We start from the raw sequence: 15,974 nt of genomic DNA, 5'->3' as shown, positions 1-15,974 counted from the left end.
ACACGATCATGACGACGAAGATCACGGTCATCTACGACAACCCCAAGGACCCCGACGAATTCGAGGCGACCTACCGGGAACAGGTGGCGCTGGCCAAGCAGATCCCCGGAGTCCAGCGGATCGAGAGCGCGAAGGTGAGCCCCAAGGAGGACGGCACCCCGACGCCGGCCTACCGCATGTTCGACATGTACTTCGTCGACTACGCCGCGGCCAGCACCGCCGTGACGACCCCGGAGGCGGGGGCGTTCGTCGGCAAGGTCTTCGAGCTGGCGACCGGCGGGGTGCGCATCGTCTTCGCGGACGTCGAACGAGTCTGACGCCCTCCGGCGTGGCGCCCCGTCCGGCCGCCGGCGCGCCCGTCCGGGCGGTTCCGTCGTGATCCGCTCCGCCCGGCCCCACGACCATGTCCCACGACCACGTGGGACGCACACGCTGAGGAGATGGCTGGGAGATGGCTGACACCGAGACAACCGGCGCCGAGCAGCGACGCCTGCGTGATGCCGACACCGGCGCCGCGGCGTGGCGCCGCTGGGGGCCGTACGTCAGCGACCGGCAGTGGGGCACGGTCCGTGAGGACTTCAGCGCGGGCGGCGACGCCTGGTCCTACCTGAGTCACGACATGGCACGCTCCCGCGCGTACCGGTGGGGTGAGGACGGCATCGCCGGGTTCTGCGACGACGAGCAGTGGCTGTGCCTGGCGGTGTCGTTGTGGAACGGCCGGGACCCGATCCTCAAGGAGCGGTTCTTCGGGCTGACCAACGGTGAGGGCAACCACGGTGAGGACGTCAAGGAGTACTACTTCTACGTCGACGGCACGCCGACCCACTCGTACATGCGGATGGTCTACAAATACCCGCAGGCCGAGTTCCCGTACGCGGACCTGGTCGCGGTCAACGGCTCCCGCAGCCGCCAGGAGTTCGAGTACGAGCTGATCGACACCGGGGTCTTCGCCGAGGACCGCTACTTCGACGTCGTGGTCGAGTACGCCAAGGCCGGCCCGGAGGACATCCGCGCCCGGATCACCGTCCACAACCGGGGGCCGCGGGAGGCGACGCTGCGGGTGCTGCCGACCCTGTGGTTCCGCAACGTCTGGTCCTGGGACCGGCCGGCTCCGAAACCGTCGCTGCGGGAGGTGGACGGCTCGGTCGAGGCCGTCCACGAGCAGCTCGGCACGCGCTGGCTGACCTGTCTGGGCGCGCCGCCGCTGCTGTTCACCGAGAACGAGACGAACGCCGAGCGGGTCTTCGGCCGGCAGGACGGCGGCCGGTACGTCAAGGACGCCGTGGACCGCTACGTCGTGCACGGCGAGACCGGCGCGGTCAACCCCGGGCACACCGGCACGAAGGTGGCCGCCGACTTCACTCTGACCGTGCCGTCGGGTGGCTCGGCCGCGGTCCGGGTGCGGCTCGGCGAGGAGCCGGCCACCGGCCTCACGGAAGCGGCCTTCGACGAGCTGATCGAGCGGCGCCGCGCCGAGGCCGACGAGTTCTACGACCAGGCGCTCGCCGCGCAACTGAGCGAGCCGCAGCGGCAGGTGGCGCGGCAGTCGCTGGCCGGCCTGCTGTGGAGCAAGCAGTACTACGGGTACGACGTCGAGCGCTGGCTGACCGGGCACGGCCTGGACCCGCTGGCGGCCGGACCGGTGCGCAACGGCGAGTGGTTCCACATGATCAGCCACGACGTGATCTCGATGCCGGACAAGTGGGAGTACCCCTGGTTCGCGGCGTGGGACCTGGGCTTCCAGTCGGTGGCGCTGAGCATGGTCGACGTCGGGCTGGCCAAGAGCCAGCTGAACCTGCTGCTGAGCCGGCGCTTCATGCACCCCAACGGGCAGATCCCGGCGTACGAGTGGAACTTCGGCGACGTGAATCCGCCGGTGCACGCCTGGGCCGCCCACCTGGTCTACGAGCTGGACAAGGCGCGCAACGGCGGCGAGGGTGACCACGCCTGGCTGGAAAGCATCTTCCAGCAGCTGGCCCGCAACCTCAGCTGGTGGGTCAACCGCAAGGACGCCGACGGCAACAACGTCTTCCAGGGCGGCTTCCTCGGCCTGGACAACATCGGCGTCTTCGACCGCAACAGCACGACACTGCCCGGCGGCGGCACCCTGGACCAGGCCGACGGCACCGCGTGGATGGCGCTGTACTGCCAGAGCATGCTGCAGATCGCCCTGGAGCTGTCGGTGCACGACCCGATCTACGTCGAGCAGGCCCAGGCGTACTTCGAGCACTTCGCCTGGATCGCGGTCGCGGTGAACCGCAAGACCGGCAACGCGACCCTGTGGGACGAGGAGGACGGCTTCTTCTACGACCTGCTGCGGCTGCCCGACGGCGAGGCCCGCCACATGCGGATCCGCTCGATGGTGGGGCTGCTGCCGCTGGCCGCGGCCACCGTGTACGACCCGGCGCTGGTCGCGCGGTTCCCGCAGCTGCTGGCGAACGCCCGGGACTTCGTGTCCCGGCATCCCAGCGTCAGCTCGGTGCTGACCCCCGGCCGCATGGCGGGTGAGGACGGCGAGCACCTGCTGGCGTTCTTCGACGAGGACCGGCTGCGCCGCATCCTGGCAAGGCTGCTGGATCCGGGCGAGTTCCTGAGCGGGTACGGGATCAGGTCGCTCTCGCGTCACCACGCCGACCACCCGTTCGAGTTCCCGGTGGGCGGCGAGACGCTGCGGGTGTCGTACCTGCCGGCCGAGTCCGACAGCGGCCTGTTCGGCGGCAACTCCAACTGGCGGGGGCCGATCTGGTTCCCGGTCAACATGCTGATCGTGCGCTCGCTGCTCAACCTGTACGTCGGCTACGGCGACGACTTCACCGTCGAGTGCCCGACCGGCTCCGGCAACCGGATGACGCTGTTCGAGGTCGCCCGGGAGATCTCCGACCGGCTGACCGGGATCTTCCTGCCCGGCGCGGACGGACACCGGCCCTGCAACGGAGGCCAGCAGATCTTCGCCACCGAGCACTGGCGCGATCTGATCACGTTCTCCGAGTACTTCCACGGCGACAACGGCGCGGGCCTCGGCGCGTCCCACCAGACCGGCTGGACCGCTCTGGTGGCGCTGCTGCCCAATCTGTTCGCCGGCCTGTCGGGGCACGAGCTGCTGGAACACCGGATGTCCGGGCTCTTCCCGTCCGCCGGCGACCAGAAGCAGTGACCGTGCGCTCCTCGGTCCCGGGCCGGTCAGCCCCGGGACCGGGGAGTCAGGCGAAGAGTGATCCGTTCCGCGCCACGTACTCGGCGCCGCGGCGCCGCACGGTGTCACGAGCCGCCGGGGAATCGGACTCCAGCGACCACCGCCGGGCGGCGGCCCGGGTGAAGGGCGAGAAGCCGTACCGATCGGCGCCACCGGCCTCGACGAGGTGGAAGTCGGCGAGCCGGGCCAGGATCTGCCGGGCACGGTCCTGCGGAATCTCCAGCACATGGGCGGCCAGGCCGGACGACATGTCGATCACGTTGAGGCCGGCGAGCAGCCGCAGAGCCCGCTGGGCGTCCGGCTCGAGCTTCCAGTACGGCCTGCGGTCGCGCCATCGCGCGTCCAGGCTGTCCAGGTGGGCGATGATCAGCGAGCTGTACTCGTCGCGAATGTGGTGTTCGGCCTCGGCCATGGTGGCTTGCGGGTGGGCGAGGAGGTGGTTCGCGACCACCCGCAGCGGAACCGGGTGGCCCGAGGCCAGTTCGATGAGCCGGTTGACCGGTTCCGGATCCCGGCGCAGGCGAGCCGGGTCCACCGAGCGCTCCAGCAGCCGCCACGCGTCGTCGTGCCCGAGCCCGCCCAGCGTCGTCCAGCGAACTCCGGGGACGTCGCGGTGCCGGTACCAGTTGGTGACGATCATGGCGCTCCCCGGGGTCTCCGGGATCAGTGGCGCCAGCTGCGAGCTGTCGGCGGCGGCGTCGAGGACGAGCAGCACCCGGCGTTGTGACAACAGGTTGCGCCACAGCTGGGAGCGGCAGCTCAGGTCCGGTGGGATGGCCGACTCGGAGATGCCGAACCGGCTCATCAGGTGGCGGAGCACTGCAGCCGGCTCGACCGGCAGGCCCCCGGCGCCGCCGAGGTCGATCATGAACACCCCGTCCGGGAAGGCATCGCGCACCAGGGTGCTGACGTGCACCGCCAGGGCCGTCTTCCCGATGCCGGCGAGGCCGTCGATGCCGATCAGCACCGGCCGGCCCGGGTCGCGCAGCAGGCCGGTCAGCTCGGCGACCACCGCCTCACGGCCGATGAACTCGGTGACCCGGGGCGGTGGCCGCAGCGAGATCTCGGGCAGGATCTCCCGCGGTGCGACCTCCGGCTGTCGCGGCATGACTTCCGGCTGTCGCGGCATGACTCCCGGCTGCCGCGGCACGACCACCGGGGACCTCTCCGGCGGGGCCAGCGTGGGGTCGCCCTCGACCATCCGGCGATGCAGATCCCGCAGGGCCGGCATCGGCTCGACGCCGAGCTCCTCACTGAGCAGTTTCAGCACCGCCCGGTGGGTGACGAACGCCTCGGCCCGCAGCCCGGCCTGGTAGAGAGCCAGGATGTGCAGCTCGCGGAGCCGCTCCCGGAACGGGAACTCCTGGATGGCCCGGGGGAGCTCGGCGATGACCTCGGTGTGGCGTCCCGCTTCCAGCTCGGCGGCGAATTGGGCCTCGATCACGGCCGCGCGCAGGTAGGAGAGCCGGCTGCGCTGGGCCTGCGCCCATTCCCCGCTCAACCCGGCCAGCGGCTCGCCGCGGAACGTCTGCAGGGCCTGCCGCGCCCGTTGCGCCCGATCGCCCGCCGGGCCGGGAGCCGACAGCCCGGCGGTCAGCTCGCGGAACCGGGCCAGGTCGAAGCGATCCGGCGGGACCCGCAGCTGATAGCCGCCGGACTCGGACTCGATCTGGGCGCCGGCCGGCTCCAGCACCGCCCGGATCCGGGAGACATAGGTGCGGACCGTCTTGACCGCCCCGGCCGGGGGTTCCTCGCCCCACAGCGCCTCGACCAGGTGCCCGACCGAGGCCACCAGGCCCTCGTTCAGCAGGATGGCGGCGAGAACCGTGCGTTGCTGCGGCGGCCCGAGCCTGAGCCGGCGGTCGCCGGCCCAGGCTTCCACCGGGCCGAGCACGCCGAACGACACGTTCGTAACCATGGCGGGGAGTATTACGTTTCGATTGCCGGGCCCACCACAGCCTGTGTCGCGCGACACGCGAAGTGCGGCAGTCCGCCGATGCGCCGCCTGCGGCACGGCGTCGGGCAAAGGCGTCTTCGCGGTACGCACCGGAGGCCTCGCCCGCGCGTCCGCTCAGCGTCTGGCGCGGCCGGCCGGCGGATCGTGACCTTGCGGGACGGGAGCGCACCCGGATCGAGGACGCCAGTGATCGAAAACGGCCCCGGCGAGTCCGCCGGGGCCGTCGTGACAGGGTGGAGCCGGGTCAGCTCTCGGTGATCTGGATCGGGGCGGCGGTGAGCTTGTCGCAGCTGACGAAGGCCAGGTCGATCGTCACGTTCGTGAACCAGAGGATCGGCAGGGTCAGCGGCGGCGGCTGCTCCGGGGTGAAGGTCACCGGGATGACGCCGAACAGGTTGCCGGTGAACTTCGGGGTGTAGAAGCGGACGGTGCCCGTCGTCGTCAGCTTGGCGCTCTTGATCGTGGTGGTGCCACCGCCCGGCTCGGCGATCGTGAGGCTGAACGGCTCGTTGATCGCCTCCTGCATGTTGAACTGCAGCGACTTGATCACGCCTTTGGCGGTGGGGACGTCCGCCACGCCCTCGTAGGTGGAGTTGATCATCGTCAGCGAGCTGACCTTCATGACGCCCGGCTTGATCGCCGAGCGGGGGATGCCACCGTCGTCGGCGATCTTGCCCTGCTGGCGGGCGCCGAGGCACGGGATGATGTCGTCGCTGGAAGCGGGCGCGCTGCTGGCGGTCGTCCTGCTGGGGGTGACCCCGGCGGACGGGGCCGTGGCGCTGGCGCCGGCGGCCGGCGCGGTGGCCGTCGTGGTGGTGGTCGGCTCCGCGGCGGCCGAACCGGTCGCCGACGCCGACGGCGACGCGCTCGGAGTGGACGACTCCTCGTCGTCGCCGATGCCGAGCAGGTTGCCGAGGCCGTCGACCACGTCCTGGACGCCGTCGAGGAGTCCGCCGCTCTCCTCTTCCGCGGCGGCGGCCGCCGAGGCGGACGCACTGGCGGAGGCCGCGGTGGTCGCCCCGTCCTTGTCGTCGTCCTTGGCGGCCGGCGCGGTGGTCGCGGCCTTGCCGTCGGTCTTGTCGCCGGTCTTGGCGGAGGACGACGCCTTGGCGGCCGCCGACGACGGCGCGCCCGCGGACTTCGAGGTGGCGGGAGCCGAGATCGAGGGCAGACCGGCCGGGCACTCGTCGTCGGCGCTGGCGGGCAGGCGGCTGCCGACCAGGAACGTGCCGCCGACGAAGGCGGGCACCAGGATCAGGGCGAGCGCCTTGCGGTTGAGCCCCCGGCGCGGGCCGGGCAGGTCACCGTGCGGGCCTTCGGCGGGGTCCGCCGGGGCCGGGGCCGCGCTGCGCGGCTCCTCGAAGCCGGGGAGGATGCTCGGGTCGCTGACCGCGGGAACAGGCTGGTGCGGGCGGTCGTCGTGCCCGGCGACCTGGATCTGCTGCGTGGTCTCACCGGGAGCGTCCTCGGGGTGACCACCCTGCGGGCCGGCGAACTGCGGCGGGCCGGAGAACTCGGCCGGGCCCTGGAGCTTGTTGCCGGGCGGAGGCGCCTGCTGCGTCCAGGCGATGGTCAGCGCGCCGCCGACGATGCCGAGGATCATGCCGATGAACCAGCCGCCGAGGTTCAGGCCGATGAACGAGTAGAGCGCGGCGAGCAGCCCGATGATGCCGTAGAACATGCGCTGCGCCGGGGAGAACCAAGCGAGCACACCGGAGATCAGCATCAGGACCGGCAGGACGTAGGAGAGGAAGCCCTGCGGGCCGATGTGAATCTCGATGTTGGCGAGATCCATGTTCGAGCTCCAGAAGAGCTCCAGGCCCGACAGCACGAGGAACAAGCCGCCCCAGAAGGGCCGCGCCCGCCGCCACCGGCGGAACTTGCTCCAGAAATCGTCCGTCGCCACTCGTCCTCCACAAACGTTCTTCAACTCAGAGCAAAGGGTGGGGCTCGCGGAAGGTGCCGCGAGCCCCGATGGAGCTAGATCAGTAGCACTCGTTGCCGTCGCCGGTCAGCAGCCGCAGGCTCATGCCGGTCAGCTTGAACGTCGAGGCCGACGTCGAGTAGGCCGTCTGCTTGAGGTTGTGGATGGTGACGTGGTCCGCCTGCTGGCCGAAGCCGCCGACGGTGTCGCCCTTGGCGTCGCCGGCCTTGTTCAGCGTGGTGGCGTCGCGGCCGATCTCGATCTTGGTGAAGGTCGCGTCACCCGACAGCTCGGTCATGCCGATCAGCAGGTTCGTCGCCTCGACCTTCTGGGCGTCGCTCGCGCTGTCCGGAACGTCCTTCGCGGCCCGGATCTGCAGGGTGATCCGGCCGAGCGGGGTCACCTGCGAGACCGACTGGCACAGGTCGGTGATGGTGGCCGAGCCGATGCCGGACATGGCGGCCGGCTTGACCGAGCCGCCGCCGGTCGGAAGGGCGCTGCTGTACTGGGTGAAGCCCTCGCCCTCGAGCGTGTCGGCCGACAGCTTGAACTGCTGGCCGGAGATGGCGAAGTTCGCGGCCAGCGCGCCCGTGCTCAGCGCGACAACCAGGCCACCCGCCACGGCGGCGGGAACGCCCACCGCGACGGCGAACCGGCGCCAGTTGGTGCGTCCGGCGGCCGGAACGCTCTGCGAATCCTCCACGGATCCTCCTATAGAAAAGTGATGACGGCTCAGACGGTCACACTGTCAACGGCTCGCATCGACGGGCGGCACTGGCCAACCGGCGACAGTGAGGCGAGTCGATGCCGTCGTCGTAACGTTCGGGAAATGTTGCCGCTCCTGCACGGTGACTACAAGGGCCGGAGCTACTAGTCAGTAACCCGCGTCACTCGAAACCGGTCACTGTGCGTGAGGTGCCTGCCCGTGGTGTCCGGTATTCCGGCTGTAAACCCGACAATCAGCCCAGGTTCACCGATGTGGTGGTCACCACAGGTATACGCGCCATCGTTGGTTACGGATCGGTAACGAAGTCCAGAGATCTCTCAGAAATCGCTTCCACCGGCCGTTTCCCCCGCCGTCCTCGGTCACCCGGACGAGGGTGCCCTCCACCGAATGGACAGCCGGACTCATCTGCGGGCGGGAGCCTGCCGATGTGAGGAACATGACCGGTCCCGAGGAGCTCGGCCGATGAGGCTGCAGCGGCGGCTCAGCGTGGGCTTCGCCGTCCTGCTGGTGCTGTTCACGGCGTTGCTCGCGGTGCCGTTCGGGGTCGGCGCCGGGGTGCGCGAGGAGCACCAGCGGACCACCGCCAGGATCGGTGCGGCCCGCGAGGCCAACGCGGACGCTCTGCAGCGGATGACCGACGCGGAGACCGCGGTCCGCGGCTACCAGCTCAGCGGCGAGAAGCTGTTCCTGGACCCGTACGAGAGCGGGCGCAGCGCCGCGCTCGTCGCGCTGGACCGTGCCGGCCGGCAGACCCGCGACCCGCAGGCCCGCGAGCTGATCGAGGCCGAACGGCAGGCGGCCCAGGACTGGACCGGGCAGTACGCCGCGGGGGTCACGACGAGGCCCGCGGACGCCTCGGACACCCGAGCCGCGCTCGGCAAGCTGCTCTTCGACCGGCTCCGCACACTCAACGCGGCCGCCGACGACGCGATCGACGCCGAGCTGCGCGCCGAGACGGCCGGCAACCGGCGTACCGAACGGCTCCTCGGGATCGTCTCCGTCGCGCTCGTGCTGGCCGTGCTCGGCGTCGGCTACCTGCTCGTCCGGGTCAGCCGGCGCGAACTGCTGGTCCCGCTCGCCCGGGTCGGCGACACCATTCGGCGCCTGACCGGCGGGGACCTCTCGGCGCGGGCCGAGACGACGGGCGCGGCGGAACTCCGTACCGTGATCGACGCCTTGAACGATCTTGCGGCGCAGACCGAGGAGCTTCTCGCCGCGGAGCAGGCCCGGACCGCCCGCGCGTGGTTGCGCCAGGCGGTCGCCGGCGAGCTGCAGCAGGAGGAGACCGACGCGGCGACCATCGGGCATCGGGTCGTGACCCGGATCGGCGGCGCGCTCGCGGCCGACGCGGTCTACGGCGACCTGTTCGTGCCCGGCGCCGGCCGGATCCGGACGCGCTGGCCGGAGACCGCGCCCGACCTCGAGCCGGGGGTCGCGGCGGAGCTGGCCGCCGTGCCGGTCGGCCGTCCCGTCCCGTGCGGCGGCGGCCTGGCCGTGGCGCTGGGCGGCGACAGCGAGTGCCCCGGCGGACATCTGCTGGTCGTGCGCGAGTTCCTGCCCGGCTTCACCGACCCCGAGCGGCGCCTGATGACCAGCGTGGCGCGGGAGATCGAGCGCGCGTTGCGTCAGCGCGGCGTCCGCATCCAGCAGGACCTGCTGATCAGCGAGCTGCGGATGCTGGACCAGCGCAAGGACGTCTTCATCCAGACCGTCACGCACGAGCTGCGCACGCCGCTGACCAGTATCCTCGGGTACACCGAGATGCTCGTCGACGAGGACGAGGAGCTGACGCCGATGCAGAACCGCTGTCTCGCGGCGGTCCTGCGCAACGCGCACCGCCTGCAGGACACGATCAACGACCTGCTGCTGCTGGACCGCCCGGCGACCGCCGCGGAGGCGACGGCCGAGCCGCTCGACCTGGCCGCGCTGGCCACCACCGTGCACCACGAGCTGAACGCCGCGGCGCACGCCAAGGAACTGGTGGTCACGTTCGACGCCGAGCCGTCCTGGGTCCGCGGCGACCGCACCCAACTGCAGCGGGCACTGCGCAAGCTGCTGGAGAACGCGATCAAGTTCACCGCGCCCGGCGGCAGCGTGACCTGGAGCTGCGGCGCGAACGAGCACACCGCGACGATCATGGTGACCGACACCGGCATCGGGATCCCGGCGGAGGACGTGCCCGGGCTGTTCACGCCGTTCCACCGGGCCGGCAACGCCATGGACCAGGCGGTTCAGGGGCCGGGGCTCGGCCTCGCGATCGTCCGGGACATCGTGCGCGACCACGGCGGCGGGATCGCCGTGCAGTCGGTGGTCGGGCGGGGCAGCACGTTCACGGTGACCCTGCCGACGGTCCCCGCGCCGGTTCCGGTCCCCGTGCCGGCATCCTGACCACCCGCCAGCCGTCGAGGTCCGCCGTGCGATGGGTGATCAGCAGGACGGTACGCCCACCGGCGGCCCCCAGCAGATCGCGGACCAGCGCGCCGGCGGTGTCGTCGTCCAGGTGCTCGCCCGGCTCGTCGAGGATCAGCACCCGCGCGTCGGTGAGCAGCAGCCGGGCCAGCGCGAGCCGGCGGCGCTGCCCACCGGAGAGCGCCAGGCCGTGCTCCCCGACCAGCGTGTCCAGGCCGTCCGGCAGGGTCCGCACCCAGTCCCGCAGCCGGGCCCGTTCCAGCGCGGCGAGCAGGTCGGCGTCGGTCGCGTCCGGCCGGGCGATGCGCAGGTTCGCGCCGATCGTCGTGTCGAACAGGTAGGCGTCCTCCGGAAGATAACCGACGATTTCCCGTACGCGGTCGGCCGGCACCGTCCGCAGATCCGTGCCGTCCAGCGTGATCCGTCCCGCCAGCGGGTCGAGGAAGCGGACCAGCAGCGCGGCGATCGTGCTCTTGCCCGAGCCGCTCGGCCCGACGAGCGCGACGCGGGCGCCGGGCGCAAGCGTGAGATCGACGTTCTCGACCGCGATCCGATCGGCCGTCCAGGCGGCCGTCACGCCGTCGAGACGCAATCCCGGAACCCGGCTCCCGATCGGCAACCCCGTGCACGCAGCGCCGCTCTCAACGGCCGTAACCGTCCCGCCCCGTCCCCGGCTGGCGCTCAGGGGTGTGTCCGGTCCCCGGTTGCACCCCTGGGGACCAGCCGGGGCGGTGCCCGGCGTGCGGCCTGGTGCGGGTTGGCGGCTGGCTTTCCGGGGTGTGTCCGGGTCCTCGTTACACCCCTGAGGGCCAGCCGGTAGGGGGACGGACCAGATCTCGGTGAGGCGGCGCAGCGACTCGCGGGCGGTGGCCCAGCGCTGGGCGGCGGCGGGGAGCGGCCCGGCGATCTCGAAGACCGCGAGGGGAGTGAGCACGACCAGGGCCAGCAGCTCGCCGGGGAGGGCGCCGGCCCGGACGGCAGCGGCGCCGACGAGCAGACCGGCCAGCACGGAGATCCCGGTGCAGAGGACGGTCACGGCGGCGCCCAGCCCGGCCGTCGCCGCGGACGTCTTCGCGGCCGCGGTCAGCCGGCGGTCCAGGGCGGCGAGCCGCTCACGCTCGCAATCGACCGCCTCGTACGCCGTCAGATCCGCCATCCCGTGCACGAGGCCGACGACCCCGGTGGCGAGCGCGGCGCGCAGGGGAGCGAGCCGCCCGTCCGCCCGGCGGGCAGCCGCGCGCTGCACCAGCGGCACGACCACGCCGACGATCAGCAGCGTGCCGGCCAGGGCCAGCCCGGCGACCGGCACGAGCGCGCCGACCACCAGCACCGACGCGAGCCCGGTGACCGCCGCCACGGCGTAGGGCAGCAGCACCCGGGTGACCAGGTCGAGCACCGCGTCCACGTCGGAGGCCAGGCGCTGGGCGAGGTCGGCGCGGCGGAAGTCGGCGAGCCCGGCCGGGGCGAGCACCTCCAGCCGTTCGTAGAGGCGGACCCGCACGTCGGCCAGGACGCGGAAGGCGGCGTCGTGCCCGAGCAGCCGTTCCAGGTAGCGCAGCACGCCCCGGCCCAGCCCGCACGCGCGCACCGCGACGATCGCCACCATCAGGTGCAGGATCGGCGGGTGCAGCGCGGCGCGCGAGATCAGCCAGGCGGAGACGGCGGTGAGCGCCACCGCGGACCCGGCCGCGCCGGCGCCGGCGAGCACCGCCAGGGTGAGCCTCGCCGAGGCGGGGCGAATCAGCGCGTACGTCGTCACGGGTGCCCCACGGGGATGCGGCCGACCTCGATCACCCGGTCGGCGAGACTGATCAGTTCCGGCCGGTGGGCCGCCATCAGGACGGTCCGGCCGCGCGCCAGCTCCCGGATGGAGGTCATCACCCGCGCGGCGGTGACCTCGTCGAGGTTGGCGGTCGGCTCGTCGAGCAGCACGATCGGCGCGTCCCGCAGGAACGCCCGGGCGATCGCGACCCGCTGGCGCTGCCCCGCGGAGAGCCCGGTCCCGGCATCCCCGAGGAGCGTGTCGTAGCCGTCCGGGAGCCCGTCGGCGAACTCGGTGACCCCTGCCGCCAGCGCCGCGGCGCGCAGGCCGGGCGCCCGGGAAGTGGCGCCGAGGGTGAGGTTGTCGCGCAGGGAGGCGGCGAGCAGGTGCGGCCGTTGCGGGACCCAGGCGATCCAGCGCCGCCACACCTCGAGGTCCAGCTCGGCGAGCGGCACGCCGCCGACCGTGACCTGCCCGGACGCCGGCGTGACGAAGCCGAGCAGCACGGACAGGACGGTCGACTTCCCGCAGCCGGACGGCCCGGTCAGCGCCACGACCTCGCCGGGCTCGATCGTCGCGGACAGGCGCAGGGCGGGTTCGGCGCGGCCGGGATAGCGGACCTCCACGCCGGAGAAGACGATCGGCCCGGAGACCGGCGTCCGCGCTCCGGAGGACGGGACGGGCGTGTCCAGGATCGCGAAGGCCTCCTCGGCGGCGGCCATCCCCTCCGCGCTGGCGTGGTAGTTCGCGCCGACCTCGCGCAGCGGCCGGTACGCCTCCGGCGCCAGGATCAGCACCAGCAGCGCGGTCTCCAGGTCCAGGTGCCCGGCGACCAGCCGCAGCCCGATGCCGACCGCGACCAGGGCCACCGACAGTGTGGCGAGAAGTTCCAGGACCAGGGAGGACAGGAACGCCGTCCGCAGCGTGCGCATGGTCGCCGCACGCTGCTCGTCGCTGATCCGCCGGATGATCCCGGCCTGCGCCTTGGCCCGCCCGAGCAGCTTCAGCGCCGGCAGCCCGGCCACCACGTCCAGGAAGTGGTGCGAGAGGCGGGCGAGCAGGCGGAACTGGCGGCGGTTCTGCGCTTCGGTGTGCATCCCGATCAACGCCATGAACAGCGGGATCAGGGGCAGGGTGACGGCGATCGTGACGGTCGCGGTCAGGTCGGCGGGGATCAGGCGGGCGAGGACGATGGCGGGGACGAGCAGGGCCAGGACGAGCTGCGGGAGGTACTTCGCGAAGTAGCCGTCGAGCGCGTCCAGGCCGTGCGTGACCAGGGCCGCCACCTCACCGGCCGGGCGCTGCCGGCCCGGGCCGAGCGCGGTGAGGTGGGCGACGAGCCGGTCGCGCAGCTCGCTCTTGACCGTTGCCGCCGAGCGGGCCGACGCCAGCTCCTGCAGCCAGGCGACCCCCGCCCGGGCGGCGATCACGAATGCGAGAGGGACCCACGCGGGGCTGTCTCCGTGGAGGAAGACCGCGGTGATCGTCTGCGCGAGGAGGGTGGCCTGGGCGACGAGCAGGGCGGCGTGGACCGCCCCGAGGGCGACGGTCGCGGCCAGGTACGGCCGCGTGCTCCGGCCGTACGCCAGCAGCTTGGGGTTGATCGGTCTCATGCGGGGATGTCACCGAGCGTGAGGCGCTTGCGGAAGACCCAGTAGGTCCAGCCCTGGTAGAGCAGCACGATCGGGGTGAAGAAGACCGCCACCCAGGTCATCACCCGCAGCGTGTACGGCGTCGAGGACGCGTTGTGCACGGTCAGGCTGAACGCCGGGTCGAGCGTCGACGGCATCACGTCCGGGAACAGCGTCACGAACAGCGCGGCGACGGCCAGCAGCAGCGTCGCGGCGGTGGCCGTGAACGCCCAGCCCTCCCGCCGTGCCCGGGTCAGCGGGATCGCCGTGACCAACGCGATCGCGGCCAGCGCGGAAAGCGCGATGCCCCAGCCGTCGGCGTGCGCGAACCCGGTCCAGGCCAGGAAGCCGGCCGCGACCGGCACCGCCACCAGCGCCGTGGTCTCGGCGATCTGCCCGGCCTGCTCGCGCATCGGGCCGTCCGTCTTGAGCGCCAGGAAGACCGCGCCGTGCAGGGTGAACAGCACGAGCGTGGTCAGGCCGCCGAGCAGCGCGTACGGGTTGAGCAGGTTGACGAAGCCGCCCGCGTACTCGTGGTTCGCGTCGATCGGCACCCCGCGCAGGATGTTGCCGAACGCGACGCCCCACAGGATCGCCGGGATCAGGCTGCAGACGAAGATCGCCGTGTCCCAGCGCTTCTTCCAGGCGGCGCCGTCCCGCTTGCCGCGGTACTCGAAGGCCAGGCCGCGCACGATCAGCGCGACCAGGATGATCAGCAGGGGCAGGAAGAAGCCGCTGAACAGGGTGGCGTACCACTCGGGGAAGGCCGCGAAGGTGGCGCCGCCGGCGACCAGCAGCCACACCTCGTTGCCGTCCCAGACCGGGCCGATCGTGTTGATCGCCAGGCGGCGGGAGCGGTCGTCCCGGCCGACGAACGGGAGCAGGATGCCGACGCCGAAGTCGAACCCCTCGAGCAGGAAGTAGCCGGCCCAGAGCACGGCGATCAGCAGGAACCAGACAGTGGTGAGATCCATGATGTCCTCAGTACGCGAAAGCCAGTGGCCGGTCGTCGGCCTCGTTCTCGACAGGGATGTCCGGGGCTCCGGCGCGGGCGTACTTCAGGAACAGTCCGACCTCGATCACCGCGAGGATCCCGTAGAGCACGGTCAGCACGATCAGACCGGTCGCGGCCTCACCGGTGGAGACCGACGGTGATCCCGACTCGGACGTCTTGAACAGCCCGAAGACCGTCCACGGCTGGCGGCCCATCTCGGTGAAGATCCAGCCGAACGAGTTGGCCAGCAGGGGCATCGCCACCGTGCCGATCCCGGCGATCCACAGCCAGCGGCTGCGCGCCCGGCGCTCGCCGCGGTTGAACCAGAGCGCGGCCAGGGCGACCAGCATGGCGAGCCCGCCGAAGCCGATCATCAGGCGGAACGACCAGTAGGTGACCGGGACGATCGGGGTGTAGTCGCCCTCGCCGTACTGCTGCTCGTACTGCGCCTGCACGTCGTTGATGCCCTCGACCTCGCCGGACGGGCTGCCGGTGGCCATGAACGAGAGCAGCGACGGGATCCGTACGCTCCAGACCTCTTCCTTGCCGTCGAGCGAGCCGATCGTGAAGACCGAGAACGACGCCGACTCGGTGTTGCGGTAGAGCGCCTCGGCCGCCGCCATCTTCATCGGCTGCTGCTCGGTCATCACCCGGGCCTGCACGTCACCGGTGATCAGCACGCCGGCCCCGGCGATCAGCACCACCCAGGCGCCCAGCCGCAGCGACGGCCGGAAGACCTCCTCCTGGTTGCCCTTGCGCAGATGCCAGGCGGAGACCGCGAGCAGCAGCGCGCCGGCGGTGAGGAAGCAGGCGGTCAGCGTGTGCGGGACCGTGACCAGCGTGGTCTTCTGGGTCAGCACCGCGCCGATGCTGGTCAGCTCGGCCCGGCCGTCGCCCATCCGCCAGCCGACCGGGTGCTGCATCCAGGAGTTCGCGGCCAGGATGAAGTAGGCCGACAGCATCGTGCCGATCGACGCGGTCCAGATCGTGGCCAGGTGCAGCCTCTTCGGCAGACGGTCCCAGCCGAAGATCCACAGGCCGAGGAACGTGGACTCCAGGAAGAACGCGAGCAGGCCCTCCATCGCGAGCGGGGCGCCGAAGATGTCGCCGACGAACCGTGAGTAGTTCGACCAGTTCATCCCGAACTGGAACTCCTGCACGATGCCGGTCACGACCCCGATCGCGAAGTTGATCAGGAAGAGCTTGCCCCAGAACTTCGTGGCCCGCAGGTAGTGCTCCTTGCCGGTCCGGACCCAGGCGGTCTGCAGGCCGGCCACCAGGGCCGAGAGTCCGATCGTTATCGGAACGAAGATGAAGTGGTACACGGTGGTGATGCCGAACTGCCACCGCGAGAGGTCGAGCGAATCCACCTGAGAT

The 15,974-nt window shown here is 71.7% G+C and carries 10 protein-coding genes; 3 read left to right on the top strand and 7 right to left on the bottom strand.

What is annotated here, in order from left to right; translation table 11 throughout:
- The first annotated feature begins 8 nt into the window (after positions 1-8).
- Both Acy02nite_RS14195 and Acy02nite_RS14190 read left to right on the top strand, forming a co-directional pair.
- Positions 9-317, top strand: a complete 309-nt coding sequence (locus Acy02nite_RS14195; RefSeq protein ID WP_203740713.1) for an EthD family reductase — start codon at positions 9-11, stop codon at positions 315-317.
- Between the two features lie 134 nt (positions 318-451).
- Positions 452-3,154, top strand: coding sequence for an MGH1-like glycoside hydrolase domain-containing protein (locus Acy02nite_RS14190; RefSeq protein WP_203740711.1), 2,703 nt, complete (start codon positions 452-454; stop codon positions 3,152-3,154).
- A 46-nt stretch (positions 3,155-3,200) separates the two neighbouring features.
- On the opposite strand, the gene Acy02nite_RS14185 is transcribed toward Acy02nite_RS14190, so the two are convergent.
- From Acy02nite_RS14185 to Acy02nite_RS14175, 3 genes are all read right to left on the bottom strand, one after another.
- On the bottom strand, positions 3,201-5,111 hold the full coding sequence (locus tag Acy02nite_RS14185) for an AfsR/SARP family transcriptional regulator (RefSeq protein ID WP_203740709.1): 1,911 nt from the start codon (positions 5,109-5,111) through the stop codon (positions 3,201-3,203).
- Between the two features lie 283 nt (positions 5,112-5,394).
- Entirely contained in the window at positions 5,395-7,056 is a 1,662-nt protein-coding gene (locus tag Acy02nite_RS14180) for a DUF6114 domain-containing protein (RefSeq protein WP_203740707.1), read from the bottom strand.
- A gap of 79 nt (positions 7,057-7,135) precedes the next feature.
- Positions 7,136-7,777 (bottom strand): DUF6230 family protein, encoded by a 642-nt coding sequence (locus Acy02nite_RS14175; RefSeq protein WP_203740705.1) that lies wholly within the window; start codon positions 7,775-7,777, stop codon positions 7,136-7,138.
- Positions 7,778-8,263: 486 nt separating this feature from the next.
- On the opposite strand from Acy02nite_RS14175, the gene Acy02nite_RS14170 reads away from it, so the two are divergent.
- Positions 8,264-10,189, top strand: coding sequence for an ATP-binding protein (locus tag Acy02nite_RS14170; RefSeq protein ID WP_203740703.1), 1,926 nt, complete (start codon positions 8,264-8,266; stop codon positions 10,187-10,189).
- On the opposite strand, the gene Acy02nite_RS46510 is transcribed toward Acy02nite_RS14170, so the two are convergent.
- From Acy02nite_RS46510 to Acy02nite_RS14150, 4 genes are read right to left on the bottom strand one after another with little or no spacing between them, the layout of a single operon-like run.
- The gene (locus Acy02nite_RS46510; protein ID WP_239174773.1) at positions 10,131-11,969 is read right to left on the bottom strand and encodes an amino acid ABC transporter ATP-binding/permease protein; all 1,839 of its coding nucleotides are present in this window, start codon (positions 11,967-11,969) and stop codon (positions 10,131-10,133) included. The genes Acy02nite_RS14170 and Acy02nite_RS46510 overlap by 59 nt on opposite strands.
- Positions 11,966-13,585: a thiol reductant ABC exporter subunit CydD gene (gene cydD / locus Acy02nite_RS14160; RefSeq protein WP_203740701.1), complete on the bottom strand. Its 1,620-nt coding sequence runs from the start codon at positions 13,583-13,585 to the stop codon at positions 11,966-11,968. Before cydD ends, Acy02nite_RS46510 begins: the two co-directional genes overlap by 4 nt.
- Complete coding sequence (cydB, locus tag Acy02nite_RS14155) at positions 13,582-14,577, bottom strand: cytochrome d ubiquinol oxidase subunit II (protein WP_203740699.1); 996 nt, start codon at positions 14,575-14,577, stop codon at positions 13,582-13,584. The genes cydD and cydB overlap by 4 nt, the downstream gene beginning before the upstream one ends.
- A gap of 7 nt (positions 14,578-14,584) precedes the next feature.
- Entirely contained in the window at positions 14,585-15,967 is a 1,383-nt protein-coding gene (locus Acy02nite_RS14150) for a cytochrome ubiquinol oxidase subunit I (protein WP_203740697.1), read from the bottom strand.
- Between the last annotated feature and the right edge of the window lie 7 nt (positions 15,968-15,974).

The sequence above is a fragment of the Actinoplanes cyaneus genome, assembly GCF_016862095.1.
GTDB lineage: Bacteria > Actinomycetota > Actinomycetes > Mycobacteriales > Micromonosporaceae > Actinoplanes > Actinoplanes cyaneus.
This window is presented reverse-complemented; position numbering and strand designations above follow the sequence as displayed.